Annotated in this window: 13 protein-coding genes; 9 read left to right on the forward strand and 4 right to left on the reverse strand. The window is 65.4% G+C overall.

Annotated elements, in window-relative coordinates; genetic code table 11:
* Window positions 1-31 precede the first annotated feature (31 nt).
* Window positions 32-745, forward strand: a complete 714-nt coding sequence (locus G6P99_RS39955) for a type 1 glutamine amidotransferase (protein WP_029082785.1) — start codon at window positions 32-34, stop codon at window positions 743-745.
* A gap of 9 nt (window positions 746-754) precedes the next feature.
* On the opposite strand, the gene G6P99_RS39960 is transcribed toward G6P99_RS39955, so the two are convergent.
* A complete protein-coding gene (locus G6P99_RS39960; protein ID WP_165126067.1) occupies window positions 755-1,105 on the reverse strand; it encodes a hypothetical protein in 351 nt (116 codons plus the stop codon).
* A gap of 235 nt (window positions 1,106-1,340) precedes the next feature.
* Window positions 1,341-2,276: a LysR substrate-binding domain-containing protein gene (locus tag G6P99_RS39965; protein WP_029082783.1), complete on the reverse strand. Its 936-nt coding sequence runs from the start codon at window positions 2,274-2,276 to the stop codon at window positions 1,341-1,343.
* 196 nt (window positions 2,277-2,472) lie between these two features.
* Between G6P99_RS39965 and G6P99_RS39970 the strand changes: the two genes are divergently transcribed.
* The 6 genes from G6P99_RS39970 (at window position 2,473) to G6P99_RS39995 (ending at window position 10,768) form a co-directional block, all read left to right on the forward strand.
* Window positions 2,473-3,459 carry a hydroxyacid dehydrogenase gene (locus G6P99_RS39970; RefSeq protein WP_029082782.1) on the forward strand — a complete coding sequence of 329 codons (987 nt, stop codon included), beginning with the start codon at window positions 2,473-2,475 and terminating at the stop codon, window positions 3,457-3,459.
* A 53-nt stretch (window positions 3,460-3,512) separates the two neighbouring features.
* Window positions 3,513-4,844: an MFS transporter gene (locus G6P99_RS39975; protein WP_029082781.1), complete on the forward strand. Its 1,332-nt coding sequence runs from the start codon at window positions 3,513-3,515 to the stop codon at window positions 4,842-4,844.
* A 29-nt stretch (window positions 4,845-4,873) separates the two neighbouring features.
* Window positions 4,874-6,202, forward strand: coding sequence for an MFS transporter (locus tag G6P99_RS39980; protein WP_029082780.1), 1,329 nt, complete (start codon window positions 4,874-4,876; stop codon window positions 6,200-6,202).
* Between the two features lie 21 nt (window positions 6,203-6,223).
* A complete protein-coding gene (locus G6P99_RS39985) occupies window positions 6,224-7,249 on the forward strand; it encodes an amidohydrolase family protein (RefSeq protein WP_029082779.1) in 1,026 nt (341 codons plus the stop codon).
* 33 nt (window positions 7,250-7,282) lie between these two features.
* The gene (locus tag G6P99_RS39990) at window positions 7,283-7,957 is read left to right on the forward strand and encodes an RraA family protein (protein WP_029082778.1); all 675 of its coding nucleotides are present in this window, start codon (window positions 7,283-7,285) and stop codon (window positions 7,955-7,957) included.
* A gap of 621 nt (window positions 7,958-8,578) precedes the next feature.
* Complete coding sequence (locus G6P99_RS39995) at window positions 8,579-10,768, forward strand: TonB-dependent receptor (protein WP_165129172.1); 2,190 nt, start codon at window positions 8,579-8,581, stop codon at window positions 10,766-10,768.
* Between the two features lie 158 nt (window positions 10,769-10,926).
* On the opposite strand, the gene G6P99_RS40000 is transcribed toward G6P99_RS39995, so the two are convergent.
* Together G6P99_RS40000 and G6P99_RS40005 are read right to left on the reverse strand one after the other, a co-directional pair.
* Complete coding sequence (locus G6P99_RS40000; protein WP_029082776.1) at window positions 10,927-11,700, reverse strand: SDR family NAD(P)-dependent oxidoreductase; 774 nt, start codon at window positions 11,698-11,700, stop codon at window positions 10,927-10,929.
* Between the two features lie 88 nt (window positions 11,701-11,788).
* Window positions 11,789-12,409 (reverse strand): hypothetical protein, encoded by a 621-nt coding sequence (locus G6P99_RS40005; protein ID WP_029082775.1) that lies wholly within the window; start codon window positions 12,407-12,409, stop codon window positions 11,789-11,791.
* 362 nt (window positions 12,410-12,771) lie between these two features.
* Between G6P99_RS40005 and tuf the strand changes: the two genes are divergently transcribed.
* Complete coding sequence (tuf, locus tag G6P99_RS40010) at window positions 12,772-13,977, forward strand: elongation factor Tu (protein ID WP_029082774.1); 1,206 nt, start codon at window positions 12,772-12,774, stop codon at window positions 13,975-13,977.
* A gap of 232 nt (window positions 13,978-14,209) precedes the next feature.
* Window positions 14,210-14,581, forward strand: coding sequence for a DUF2946 family protein (locus G6P99_RS40015; RefSeq protein WP_029082773.1), 372 nt, complete (start codon window positions 14,210-14,212; stop codon window positions 14,579-14,581).
* Window positions 14,582-14,613 lie beyond the last annotated feature (32 nt).

Consider the following 14,613-nt stretch of genomic DNA (forward strand, 5'->3'; position numbering starts at 1 on the left):
CGTCATCCCCGCCCATCACTCGTCGCGTCCCATGCCCAGCATCACCATCATCGAGACCGGGCTCGTCAGCCCGCAATTCCGCGAGCGCCACGGCAGCTATCCGCAGATGTTCCAGCGGATGGTCGCTGCCGCCGATCCCTCTGTTGCCTGCGACGTCGTGAGCGTCGCCAACGGCGAGGCGCTGTCGGAGCCGGCGGCGCTGGATGCGATCCTGATCACGGGATCGTCGGCGGGCGTTTATGACGATGTCGACTGGATCGCGCCGCTCGAGGCCTTCGTGCGCGCGGCGCATGATAAGCGCGTTCCGATGGTCGGCGTCTGCTTCGGCCATCAACTGATCGCGCAGGCGCTCGGCGGCACCGTGCGCAAGTCGGAGAAGGGCTGGGGCATCGGCCGCCACGTCTATCGGCTGGCACCGAACAACGGGCTGATCGCGGGCGAGACGATCGCCGCGGCCTGCTCGCATCAGGACCAGGTGATCACCCCGCCCGCCTCCGCACGCACCATCATGTCATCAGACTTCACGCCGCATGCCGGGCTGCTCTATGGCAACGGCACCACGCTGTCGGTGCAGCCGCATCCGGAATTCACCGCCGATTACGCCGACGCGCTGTGCGACCTGCGCCGCGGCCTCGCGCCGGATGCCGTGGTCGAAACCGCCAAGGCGTCACTCGCCGCGCCGCTCGAGCACGCCCGGCTCGGCGGCGTGATCACGCGCTTTCTCACCGGCCGCGCGCCTGGGTGAGGCGATCGCTCAGGTCATGCTGCCCGGCATGAAGCAGCGCACCCGCGGGTGGCCGTCGATGTAGTGCTTCCACACCATGGTCCGCCCGATCTTGTTCGGCTCGGTGATCACGGCTTCGTTCGGCACCACGACCCATTCATCGTCGATGTGGACGCGATAATGGCCGTGATCCGACTCCCAATCGGGATCGGCGACCACATAGCCGTCGGCATCCGAGCAGCATTGTCCGTAACCACTGTGCAGGCTTTCAAACCAGGGCTTTAATGGTGAATTGGCGTAGCGGCCGTCGTCGCGCGCCAGGGTCGGCGATGTCAACCACATCGTCCCAAGCAGCAGTGCCGCACGCGTGATGGCGTGCATAATGTCGTCTCCGCAGGTTTCGATCCCGCTGCGGGCGCGTATCACTCCAGTTCGCCCGCGACATTGCCGTCGCAGGCGAGAACACGACGAATCGGCGCCCCAGCTCCTGCCATTCACCTATGCAAGAGCAGAGCCAGACTGCATTCCGGGAGACTACTGCCGACGAAAGTATGGGGTGCGCACGCCGCCGCAATCTCAGGCGGGAAGCAGCGCGCGCGTGCTCGGCGCAGCTCGATCACCGGCTCGCCGCGGCGACCTCGGGAACGAGCGGCGGTGCGCTGCGCGACGCCGCCTGCAATGCGCATTCGACGAAGCGGCGCGGCAGCAGCGAGGCGTTCGCGCGCATCGCCACCAGCATGCGGCTCTCCGCATCCGGCGTGTCCAGCGGCTTCGCCACCACATTCATGACGCCGGCCTGCTGGTAGCAGGATGGCAGGATCGAAAGCCCGATCCCGGCCGCGACCAGGCTCAGCACGGTGCGCAGTTCATGCGCCTCCTGCACCACGCGCGGGGCAAAGCCCGCCCGCCGGCACAGCATCGCGGCCTGATCGCCGACGCCGCAGCCGCTCTCGGCCATGCCGACGAATTCGTGATCGGCGAGATCGGCCATCTCAAGCGCGCCTTTGGCGCCGGCCAGCGGATGATCCAGCGGCAGGAACACCATCAGCCGGTCGCGCCAGACCACATGGACCTGCAAATCGGCTGCCGGTCGAAAATCGAGCGGCGGCCGCATGATCGCAACATCGAGCTCGGCGTCGGCAAGCGCGCGCAGCTGCGTCGCCGTCGACATGTGCCGGAGCTCGATCTTCACCCGCGGATAACTGGCGCGAAAGCTGCGGAACAGCTCGGCGAACATGTCGAGCATCGGCACCGAGCCGGTGAAGCCGACGCGGATCATGCCGGCCTCGCCGCGCGCTGCACGACGAACCGTCTCCGACGCCAGATCGAGCTCGCTGACCGCGCGCCGCGCATGCTCCAACAGCAATTGCCCGGCCTGCGTGAGTTCCACAGCGCGCCGCGTCCGTGCCAGCAGGCGCGTCCCGAGCTCCGCCTCCATTGCCTTGATCTGCGTGCTCAGCGGCGGCTGGCTGACATGCAAACGTTTGGCTGCGCGGCTGAAGCTCAATTCTTCGGCCACCGCGATGAAGTAACGAAGCTGCCTGTAATCCATCGCTTATTCCGTTTCCCTATAAGTGGGGGGTCAACAAGGTATTTGACCTCACGGGGCCGTTTCCCGATCTTCGCGCGAAATCAGCAATGCTCCAAGGGAGAAGAAGGGAGAAGCGCGAAAAATGCGTCAGGTTCTTGCAGTATGGCGCGGCGCACGCAGCGGGGCAGCCATGCAATATCGCAGCGGGCGATAGGCCATGACCGCTTCGTTTCGCGTCCTGGTCACCGGCGACACCCTCGCCCCCGCAGCCGTCGAAATCCTCAGCGAGATCGGCGCGGACGTCGTGCTGATGCGCGATGCCATCACGCCTGAACGCCTCACGCACGAGATGGCAACAGCGCCGACGCAGGCGATCCTGATGCGCGGCAATCCGGTATTCTCCTCCGCCGTCATCGCCAGCAATCCGCATTTGCGCGTGATCGCCAAGCACGGTGCGGGTATCGACAGCGTCGACATCGATGCCGCAACCAAGCAGCGCGTGCTGGTGATGGTGGCGGGCGACGCCAACGCGCCCGCGGTTGCCGAGCACACCATCGCGCTGATCCTCGCGCTCGGGCGTGATGTCGTCAGCCTGAACGCGCGAACCCATTCCGGCGCCTGGGACCGCGCCACCTATCGCGGCCGCGAAATCCGCGGCCGCACCCTCGGCCTCGTCGGCTTCGGCCGTATTGCCCGCCACGTCGCGCGCACAGCGGCGGCGCTCGGCATGACCGTCGTCGCGCTCGGCCGAAGCAAAGGCCGTGTCGATCCGGCGCTGGCGCGCGAAGCCGCCGATCTCGCCGATCTGCTCGCCGTCTCCGACATCGTCAGCCTGCACGCGCCGCTGACCGATGCGACCCGCGGCATGATCGACGCCGCGCGCCTCAACGCCATGAAGTCCGGCGCCATCCTGATCAACACCGCGCGCGGCGCGCTGGTCGACGAGGACGCATTATGCGCAGCGCTGAGCAGCGGCCATCTCGCCGGCGCCGGCCTCGACACGCTGGCGCAAGAGCCGCCCGCCAAGGACCGGCCGATCCTGCAGGCGCCGAACCTGATCGTGACGCCGCATATCGCAGCCCAAACCGGCGCATCGATCACGCGAACCGGCGTCGAGGCAGCGCGCAACATCGCAGCAGTGCTGACGCAGGGCGACATCGATCGCGCCAACGTCGTCAACCCGGCGGCGCTGGACCCGCCATAACGCTCGCAGAAACGGCCCGACAAGAGGCCCGTGATATCAAGGGGGAAACGAACATGAATCTGGGGTGGCTGTCCAAGCTGTCCGCCGTCGAACGCAAGACATTCTTCGCCGCCTTCGGCGGACTTGCGCTCGATTCGATGGACACGACGATCTATGCGCTGGTCACGCCGGCGCTGATCGCGACGCTGAGCCTGTCGCGGCCGGACGCCGGGATTCTCGCCTCGAGCTCGCTGATCGGCACCGCTGCGGGCGGCTGGATCGCAGGCATTGCCGCCGACCGGTTCGGCCGGGTACGCGTGCTGCAATTCACCATCCTTCTGGTCGCGGTCTCGACATTTGCCGCCGCCTTCGCCGACGGCTTCTGGTATCTCCTGGTCGCGCGCGCCGTCCAGGGCATGGGCTATGGCGGCGAGGCCGCGGTTGGTGCCGTGCTGGTGGCCGAGGTGGTCTCGGCCGGCATGCGCGGCCGCGTCGCCGCCGCGATCCAGAGCGGATATGCCGTCGGCAATGCACTGTCGGTGGCGGCATTTCCGCTCATCTTCGGCTGGCTGTCGCAGGACATGGCTTGGCGCGTGTTCTTCGCGATCGGAATCCTGCCCGCGTTGCTCGTCTTCTTTGTCCGCCGCTTCGTGCCGGAATCCGCGATCTTCGTCGAGGAGAAGGCGCAGCGCGGCGCCTCGGCGACGCACAGCTTCTGGACCATCTTCACCGGCGAGCATCTGTTCAAGACGCTGGTCGCGACCTTCTTCACCACCGGCACACTTGGCGCGGCCTATGTGATGATCACCTGGCTGCCGACATATCTGCAGACCGGCCTGCATCTGCCGGTCATGCACACCGCCGGCTATCTCGCCGTCAACATCTTCGGATCGTTCGTCGGGCCGATCGCCTTCGGCCTGATTGCCGACCGTATCGGCCGCCGCAAAGGCTTCATGCTGTTCCTGCTCTGCCAGGCGCTGAACGTCGCAGTCTACACCCAGGCGCCGATCGGCCAGGGCATCACCATCATCCTCGGATTTTTCCTCGGCGCGCTGCAGGCCGGCCTCGCCTCCGGCCTGATGCCGACCTTTGCCGAGCTGTTTCCGACCAACATCCGCGCCAACGGCGCCGGGTTTGCGCTCAGCGCAGGGCGCGGCCTCGGCTCGATCGTGCCGGCGACCGTCGGCATCCTGTCGACGCGGATGCATCTCGGCGACGCAATGGCGATCTGCGCCATCTGCGGCTACGCGGCCGCGTTCTGCGCTGCATTGATGCTGCCCGAACAGCAGGGCATCGACCTCCGAACGATGGCGGCAGGCCCGGCTCCGGACGGAGCCGAACGGCTGCCTCCCGCGCGCGAGGCCGTCCACCCCAACAACATCCGAAATGGCGTCGCGACCCAATGAACGCCATCACAACGAACGGGAGGATTTTAATGGCCGGAGCGTCCGTCAGAGAACTCGAACAGCAAACCATCCGCCGCGTCTACTGGCGGCTGATCCCGATCCTGTTCGTCATGATGTTCTTCAACTATCTCGACCGCATCAATCTCGGCTATGCCGGGCTGACGATGAACAAGGATCTCGGTCTCAGTCCCGCGATCTTCGGCTTCGCCGCCAGCATCTTCTTCCTCGGCTACATGGTGCTCGAGGTTCCGAGCAATCTGATGCTGCACTGGTTGGGCGCGCGGATCTGGCTGGCGCGCATCCTGATCACCTGGGGCCTGGTCGCGACGCTGACCGCCTTCGTCTGGAATCCGCTCAGCCTCTACGTGATGCGGTTCGGCCTCGGCGTCGCGGAAGCCGGCTTCATGCCCGGCGTGGTGCTCTATCTGACCTACTGGTTCCCCGCGCGCTATCGCGCCCGCGCGGTGGCCGGCTACATTATCGCCGGCTCGTTCTCGGCGGTCCTGGGCGGACCGATCTCGACCAGCATCATGACCTGGTACGACGGCGCCGCCGGCCTGCATGGGTGGCAATGGATGTTCATCGCTGAGGGCGTGCCGACCATTCTGCTCGGCCTGTTCACGCTCTATTATCTGACCGACCGCCCGGCCAAGGCGAGCTGGCTGAGCAAGGAGCAGGCCGCCTGGCTGGAGGGCGAGCTCGCCGCCGAGCGGGCCGAGATCGAACAACAAGGGCAGCACAGGTTGATCGAATGTATCATCGATATCAGGGTCTGGCTGCTGGCGGCGCTGTTCGGCTGCGCGCTGGTCGGCATCTATGGCCTGCTGCTGTGGCTGCCGCAGATCATCAAGGGCATGGGCAATCTCAGCAATATCGAGGTCGGCTTTCTCTCCGCGATCCCGCCGCTGCTCGGCGTCATCGGCACCATCATAGTCAGCTGCAGCTCCGACAAAACAGGCGATCGCAAGTTTCACCTCGCGGCGGTCTATCTGCTCGCGGCGATCGCGATGCTCGGCAGCGCCTATGTCTCGAGCCCGGTGCTGGCCTTCGTGTTCCTTTGCATCGTCGGCTTCAGCCTGAATGCCGGCAATCCGCTGTTCTGGAGCATCAACGCCTCGCTGCTGACCGGCGCGGCCGGCGCCGCCTCGATCGCCATGGTCAACACGCTGGCGCAGTTCGGCGGCCTGATCGGGCCGTGGTGCATCGGCCTGATCAAGGACTCCACCGGAAGCTTCTCATGGGCGCTGGTCGGCATCGCCGGCTTTCTGCTCATCGCCTCCGCCATCGCCGCCACCATGCGCGTCAAACCGCGCGAGACGGAATTGACGGGCGCGATGCCGTCCTCCGTCACACACTGACAACCTCGTAAGGAAGCAACCATGATCATCGATTGTCACGGCCACTACACCACCGAGCCGGCCAAGCTGCAGATATTCCGCGACAAGCAGCTCGCCGGCCTCGCCGACAGATCGCGCCGGCCGCTCACCACCAAGCTCGGCATCACCGATGACGAGATCCGCGACAGCGTCGAGGGCGCGCAGCTTCGCCTGCAGAAGGAGCGCGGCACCGACGTCACCATCTTCTCGCCGCGCGCCGCCGGCATGGCGCATCATGTCGGCAAGGAAGCGACCAGCCGGGAATGGACCACGATCTGCAACGACCTCGTGCACCGGGTCTGCACGCTGTTCCCGCAGAACTTCGTTCCCGTGTGCCAGCTGCCGCAGAGCCCTGGCGTCAAGCCTGCGAACTGCATCGAGGAGCTGGAGCGCTGCGTGACGCAGCTCGGCTTCGTCGGGTGCAACCTCAACCCCGATCCCGCCGGCGGCTATTGGTGCGATCCGCCGCTATCAGACGAATGGTGGTACCCGCTCTATGAGAAGATGGTCGAGCTCGACGTGCCGGCCATGGTCCATGTCTCTTCGTCCTGCAATCCCTGCTTCCACGGCACCGGCGCGCATTACCTCAACGGCGACACCACCGCCTTCATGCAGTTCCTGACCTCGGACCTGTTCAAGCGCTTCCCGACCCTGCGGTTCATCATCCCGCATGGCGGCGGCGCGGTGCCCTATCACTGGGGCCGCTACCGCGGCCTCGCGCAGGACATGAAGCTGCCGCCGCTGTCGGAGCATCTCCTGAAGAACGTGTTCTTCGACACCTGCGTCTATCATCTCCCTGGGATCGAGCTGTTGACCCGGGTGATCCCGGCCGAGAACATCCTGTTCGCGTCGGAGATGGTCGGCGCGGTCCGCGGCATCGATCCCGAGACCGGGCATCACTTCGACGACACCCGCCGCTACATCGACGCGCTGCCGCTAAGCGCGGCGGACAAGGCCAAGATCTTTGAAGGCAACGCCCGCCGCGTCTATCCCCGCCTCAACGCCCATCTCGACCGCCGCTCGCATTAAGCGATCGCGCCGACAACAAACCGGAGAACACCGATGGCTGTAGGATTTGCAATTCACAAGGCGAAGCGGAAAGTGTCGCCTGGCCTCGTCGCGCGCTACCGGCCGCTGCCGGTCGCCAATATCAGCGATTCGATGTCGCGGATCGCGGGCACCAACCGTCTGCGGCCGATGCATGCCGGCGGCTGGCTCGGCGGCCCGGCGCTGACCGTGAAGACCCGGCCCGGCGACAATCTGATGGTGCACAAGGCGATCGACCTGGCCCAGCCGGGCGACGTCATCGTGGTCGACGCCGGCGGCGTCCTCGTCAACGCCATCATCGGCGAGATCATGTCGACCTTGGCTGAGAAGAAGGGTGTGGCGGGCTTCGTGATCGACGGCTCGATCCGCGATGCCGGCGCGATCCGCGCTGGTGCGTTCCCGGTGTTCGCCGCCGGCGTCGCGCATCGCGGCCCCTACAAGGACGGCCCGGGCGAGATCAATTGTGCCATCTCGATCGACGGCATGATCGTCGAGCCCGGCGACCTCATCGTGGCCGACGACGACGGCGTGCTCTGCGTGCCCTATGACGACGCCGAGGCCATCTGCAAGCTGACCGAGGCCAAGAAGGCCACCGAGGAGAAGGCGATCCAGCAAATCCTGGCCGGCACCAGCGACCGCCGCTGGGTCGACGAGGCCTTGCAGCGCCTCGGCTGCGAGTTCAAGGACTAGACACGATACCGTTGCCTAAGAGGCGGGAATGCCCGTCTCTTAGGCACAAACCTGCGTAAAGCCGCCCAGAATCACCGCCCCGTATCGGATTCGCGCGTCCGTCCACCAGCATCGGGAATTTTTCCCGAACATATCTGGAAAAGAATCCCGGTCCTCCGGGACACATCTTGTTTGCCAAAGCCTTAGCGCTCCCGCAGTCTTAAAACCAAGGTTCGTCGGGGATAAAAGTCGAACCGCGACTTTGGGGTGGGCGTCATGGCTGGTGCGTTGTTGCGTACGGCAACACGATTTTTGTCTTCTTCGGTTCACACGCGTGGCGCCGCGGCCGTGCTCACGGCGATCGGCGCCGCGGCGCCGCTGACCGTTGTTTACGCCCAGACCCCCGCACCCGCCCCGACCGAGTTGCCGCCGGTCACCGTGATTGCTCCCTCGCCGTTGGCGGGCACGCGCAGCCCCAAGCCGGCGGCACGGCCGGCGGTGCAGACATCGCGAACCACACGAACACGGGCCGCGCCGGCGCAAACCGCGGCGGCGCCCGAAGGTGGCACCGGCGTCCCCGGCCCCTCCGAGCGCGACTCCACCCTGATCGATCGCGACAAGGTCCCGTCCAACACCGCGGTGATGACGTCGGCGGATTTCAGCCACAACTATTCGACCAACTTCCTCGATGCGGTGAACCGCAAGCTGCCCGGCGTCACCCTCACCGACCAGACCGGCAATCCGTTCCAGCGCACGCTCGACTATCGCGGCTTCGTCGCCTCGCCGGTTCAGGGAACGCCACAGGGGATCGCGGTCTATCAGAACGGCGTCCGCATCAACGAATCCTGGGGCGACGTGGTCAATTGGGATTTCATCCCGGAAAAGGCCATCGACCGGTTGTCGTTGGTTCCTAACAGCCCCATATTCGGCCTCAACGCGATCGGCGGCGCGCTCAGCATCCAGATGAAGAACGGCTTCACCTATCAGGGTGTCGAGGGTGAAGCGTTCGGTGGCTCCTCCGGCCGTGTGCAGGGCAGCGTGCAGGCCGGCGGCCAGAAGGACAACATCTCCGCCTATGCGGCCTTCGAATCCGCCTATGACCGCGGCTGGCGCGACTACGCCAATTCGTCGCACGTCAACCGCATGTATGTCGACATCGGCGCGCGCAACGATGACACCGAATTCCACGTCAACTTCACCGGTGCCAACAATCTGCTCGGCAACGTCGCGGCCACGCCGGTCGAGATGCTCAATCAGCGCTGGTCGAGCGTCTACACCTGGCCGCAGTCGACGCATCTTCAGCTCGCCTTCGTCAACGCGACGTTGAACCACAATTTTTCGGACACCTGGTCGTTCCAGGGCAACGCCTACTTCCGCAGCTTCCGGCAGTCCCATGTCGACGGCAATGGCACCGACGTCGCGCCGTGCGACGATCCCACCAATCTGTGCATCGGCGACGGCCTTCCGATTTTCGGCCCGGCGGACGGTACTGTTCCGAACACGCTGGGCACCGCTTTCCTTGGCGAAATCGACCGCAACCGGGTCGCGACCAACAGCTTCGGCGGTACAGCCCAGCTCACCAATACGGACAGACTGTTCGGCCATGACAACCACGTCGTGATGGGCGTCAGCGTCGACCACGGCAATACAAAATTCACGGCGACCAGCGAACTCGGTACGGTCGACCAGAATCTGTTCGTGACGGGCACCGGTGTCTTCATCAACCAGCCCGACGCCGGTCTCAGCCCGGTCGACCTGCGCGCCACCAACACCTATACCGGCGTCTACCTCACCGACACATTCGATGTGACGAACAAGTTCTCGGTCACCGCCGGTGGACGATTCAACTATGCCCAGATCGACCTGCAGGACCAGACCGGCACAAACGACCTGCTCAACAGCAGCAACCGCTTCCAGCGATTCAACCCGGTGATCGGCGGCACCTACAAGATCACCCCGAATCTCACCGCCTATGCCGGCTATTCGGAAGCCAACCGCGCGCCGACGCCGCTGGAGCTCGGCTGCTCCGATCCGAACCATCCCTGCATGATCGACACATTCCTGGTGGCCGATCCTCCGCTCAAGCAGGTGGTGGCGCACACCGTCGAAGCCGGCCTGCGCGGCGGCTGGGGCCGCGACGTCAGGACCGGCGTGTTGAGTTGGGGCCTCGGCGTGTTCCGCACGCTGTCCGACGACGACATCATCCAGGTGGCGAGCCCGCTCGGTGTCAACAATTTCGGCTTCTTCCAGAATGCCGGCCAGACCCTGCGGCAGGGTATCGAGGCCAAGCTCGAATACCGCTACAACAGCTGGAATGCTTACGCCAACTACACCTATGTCGACGCGACCTATCGAAGCGCGATCACGCTGTTCTCGCCGAACAATCCGAACGCCCAGACCGACCCGAACAACGACGACGTCTCGTTTGTCAACGTCAAGCCGGGCGACCACATCCCGGGCATTCCCGCGCACCGCTTCAAGGCCGGCGTCGAGTACAACGTCACTGACGCGTGGAAGATCGGCGCCGACCTCAACGTCGTGGGCAGTCAGTGGATCATTCATGATGACACCAACCAGAGCCCGAAGGTGCCGGCCTATTCGGTCGTCAATCTGCACACCTCATATCAGATCACAAAGAACATCGAGGTGTTCGGCCTGATCAACAACGTGTTCAACCAGCACTACTATCTGAGTGGCGCGTTCTATCAGACCGGCGGCTTTGCCAGCGCCACGCCTGGAGTCACCAACCTGATGGCGCAACTGAGCGATCCCCGCACCTTCGTGCCCGGCATGCCGCTCGCCGCCTATGCCGGCATCAGGGCGAAGTTCTAGGGGGAATGCCCTTGAGAGCCTGACCCAGAGGGCGGCCAAGGAGCTTTCCACGAAACTCGTCATGCCCGGCCTTGTGCCGGGCATCCACGTCTTTATCTCCACGCGATCAGGCAAAGACCTGGATGGCCGGACAAGCCCGGCCATGACAATGCGGGATCCTACGCCAGCGTCCCGCCGTCGACCGGCATCGCGATGCCGGTGACGAACGACGCCTTGTCCGACAGCAGGAACACCGCGACCTCCGCGATCTCCTCGGGGCGCGCGGCGCGGCCCATCGGATTGCGAGTCACCGCGGCCTTGATCAGTTCCTCCGGATCGGCCTCGTTGTGCCCCGGCTGGTCCGGCCGGTTGACGAACACCCGCAGCATCGGCGTGTCGATCGCACCGGGGCAGATCGCATTGACGCGCACGCCGTCCTTGGCGTGGCGCTTGGCGAGCGCGCGTGCGAGGCCGATCACGCCGGCCTTCGCCGCCGAATAGGTCGGGCTCCACGGCGAGCCTGTCAGCCCCGAGGTCGATGCCGTGAACAGGATGCTGCCCTTGCGCCGCGCGGTCATGTGGCCGAGCGCCGCGTTGGTCGTGATCAGCTGCGAGCGCAGATTGAGATCGACGCTGAGGTCCCAGCCCTCCATGTCGTCGATCACGGACGGACCGGGAATGCCGAGATGGTTCCAGACGCAGTCGAGCGCGCCGAATTCCTTCACGGTCGCAGCGACGATCTCGCGCGAAAAGCCGTCGTCGCGGAGATCGCCGGTCAGCGCCAGCGCGCGGCCGCCGCCCTTCCTGATCTCGTCGACAACAGCCTTCGCGCCGGCCTCGTTCTGGTCGACCACCGCAACGGATGCACCCTCGCGCGCGAGGATGCGCGCCCCGGCGCGGCCGGCGCCCGACGCTGCGGCGGTGACGAGCGCGATCTTGCCCTGCATGTCCATGTTTTCGATCCCGGCTGTGCTCTTGACCTCGAGCCTTCTCGGCTCTGGTTGGATCAGGACCGCAGCGCGGCCGTCTTGCGCTGACGCGCTAGCGGCCGCCGAACAGAATCGGAGACTGGCCGGGCAGCAACTGCGAATGGATGTCGCTGTCCATCCGCTCCGTCCCTTGCTGGGTGAAACCGGCCCCGAACGACAGGGTGACATTCGAGGTCGGGCGGAACTCCAGGCCCGCGCGCGCCGAATAGCCGGCGTTGACGCCGGGATTGCCGCTGAACGGCGCCAACGGCCCGCCGGCGCCGGGCGGATTGTATTTCAACGTGTCGAAGCCGGCGAAGAACGTCACGGGTGTATTGCCGACGCCCTTGAAGTTGTAGCCGAACTGCGCGCCCTGATATTCGAGCGAGCCGAACGCCGCCGATTGGCCGAGCCCGCTCCAGCCGGCGCGTCCGCCTTCGCTGCCGATGAACCAGCCGTCCGGACGGCCATTCAGATACGCGAAGTCACCGCCCTGCGCGCCGGCGGCGTCGAAGCCAGGAAAGTTGCCGTAGGTGTCCGCCTTCTGGCCATCGGCCAGGCTGCCGCCGAAGCCGAACAGCGACCCCGGCGTCCAATAGCGCACCGGGCCGGCCTGAGCATGCGCCTGCTGGCTGCCGAGACACAGCACTGCCACGACGATTGCGAGACCGGTTTTGCTTGCGAGGATCGACATTGGGGAGACCGTCACCTGTGCCCGCAAACTATACGCTCCGGAGGCCGACAATGCCAGCGTACCGCTCCACGGCAACACAGCCGCCTCTTGCCAATCGCGCGGTCACGCCTTATGTACACGCCTCCTTTTTTGATAGCGAGCGACCCAGGTTTCCACATGCGGCGATCACAGCAAGCATCGATGCTGATGACGGGAGGGCTATTGCCCTCAGCCGCCGCTATTCTGCTTTGGACCTGACCTCACGTCACACCTGACATTGGAAGGCAGCCCGGAGCGGAAGCGGCTCCTGGCGCCGAACGAGCTCTCGCGGTGCCTCGAGTCGTGCAAACCCAGCACGGGAGCTCGAACACCACAGGTGTCCCATGGCCAAAGAGAAGTTCATCCGCCTCAAGCCCAACTGCAATGTTGGCACGATCGGCCACGTGGATCATGGCAAGACGACGCTGACGGCAGCGATGACGAAGGTTTCAGCCGATCACGGCTGGGGCGCGTTCGTCTCCTATCAGGACGTTGCCAGGGCGTCGGCAGCGCAAGGTACGCGTGACGACACGAAGATCCTGACCATTGCGACGAGCCACGTCGAGTTCTCGACGGCGGCGCGTCACTACTCGCACGTCGACTGTCCGGGCCACGCCGATTATGTGAAGAACATGATCACGGGCGCGGCGCAGATGGACGGCGCGATCCTGGTCGTCTCCGCCGTCGACGGACCGATGCCGCAGACGCGCGAGCACATCCTGCTCGCGCGCCAGATCGGCGTGCCGCGCATCGTGGTGTTCCTGAACAAGTGCGATGTCGCTGACGATCCGGAACTCGTCGATCTCGTTGAGATCGAGGTGCGCGATCTGCTGTCGAAGTACCAGTACGACGGCGACAACGCGCCGGTCGTGCGCGGTGCGGCGATGGCGGCGCTGCGCGGCGAGCGCGGTCCGCTGGCGGATCAGGCGATCCTGAAACTGTTCGAGGCGCTCGATAGCTACATCGAGCTGCCCGAGCGGCCGAAGGATCGCCCGTTCCTGATGCCGATCGAGGGCGTGCAGTCGATCGCCGGACGCGGCACGGTCGTGACCGGGCTCGTCGAGCGCGGCACGATCAGGCTCGGCGACGAGGTCGAGATCGTCGGCCTCGGCGAGACCCGCAAGTCGGTCGTGACCAGCATCGAGAGCTACCGGAAGATCCTCGATCAGGGGCAGGCCGGCGACAATGTCGGCTGCCTGCTGCGCGGGATCGACAAGGCTGTCGTGCAGCGCGGTCAGGTGCTGTCGCACCCGGGCGGTGCGTCGCCGCACCGGACCTTCCGGGCGGAAGTGTATGTGCTGACAAAGGACGAAGGCGGACGGCACACGCCGTTCTTCGCCAACTATCGTCCGCAGTTCTACTTCCGGACCGCCGACGTCACCGGCACCGTCCAGCTCGCCGATGGCGCCGAGATGGTGATGCCGGGCGACAGCGCCGAGTTCACGATCGAGCTCAACAAGCCGATCGCGCTCGAGGAGCGGTCGCGCTTTGCGATCCGTGAAGGCAACCGCACCGTCGGTGCCGGCGTCTTCACCGCGATCGTAGAGTAAGGGATGGGGGCCTGGCGCGAGCCGGGCCCCTATTTTCATGGGGAGTGCTTCACGGCCACCACGAAAAGGCACCGTAAGTCGCGACGTTGCCCAGTCGCCCCAGACGGCTGGAAATTGATCGCATTGCCCAGCAATGCGGATTGACAGGCTGGCACGTTTTCGAAAATGTGCGACACCGCGTCGCAGGCACCGTCCATCGGTGTTGTGACCATCGACGCGGAATGGCGTCGTCATGAAGTGGTTTCGTTCGAACATCAGGCACGGGGCTGGGCTGGCGCTTTTGGCGCTGGCGATCCAGTTCGTGCTGTCGTTCGGGCATTTTCATGCCATCGCATCGGCACAGGCGACGGCGGCGTTCGCGGCGCATGTCGAGAACACGTCGCGCGACGAGCCTCGTTCTACGCCTGATTCCGATCAGGCCGCGGACCTCTGCGCTATCTGCGCCGTCGTGGCAATGGTCAACACGGCGACGCCGGCACCGGCGCTGCCGCCGCTGCAGTTGCCCGATGCCGTCGGTCTGCTTCCTTGGCACATCGACAATTATGCGGCCCCGGTCGAATTCGGCAGGCCTCACTTTCAGCCGCGCGCACCTCCGATCTCCTGACATCCCACCACAACTGAACCTCAAACGCGGCC

It is taken from the genome of Bradyrhizobium sp. 6(2017) (assembly GCF_011058295.2).
GTDB classification, from domain to species: Bacteria; Pseudomonadota; Alphaproteobacteria; order Rhizobiales; family Xanthobacteraceae; genus Bradyrhizobium; species Bradyrhizobium septentrionale.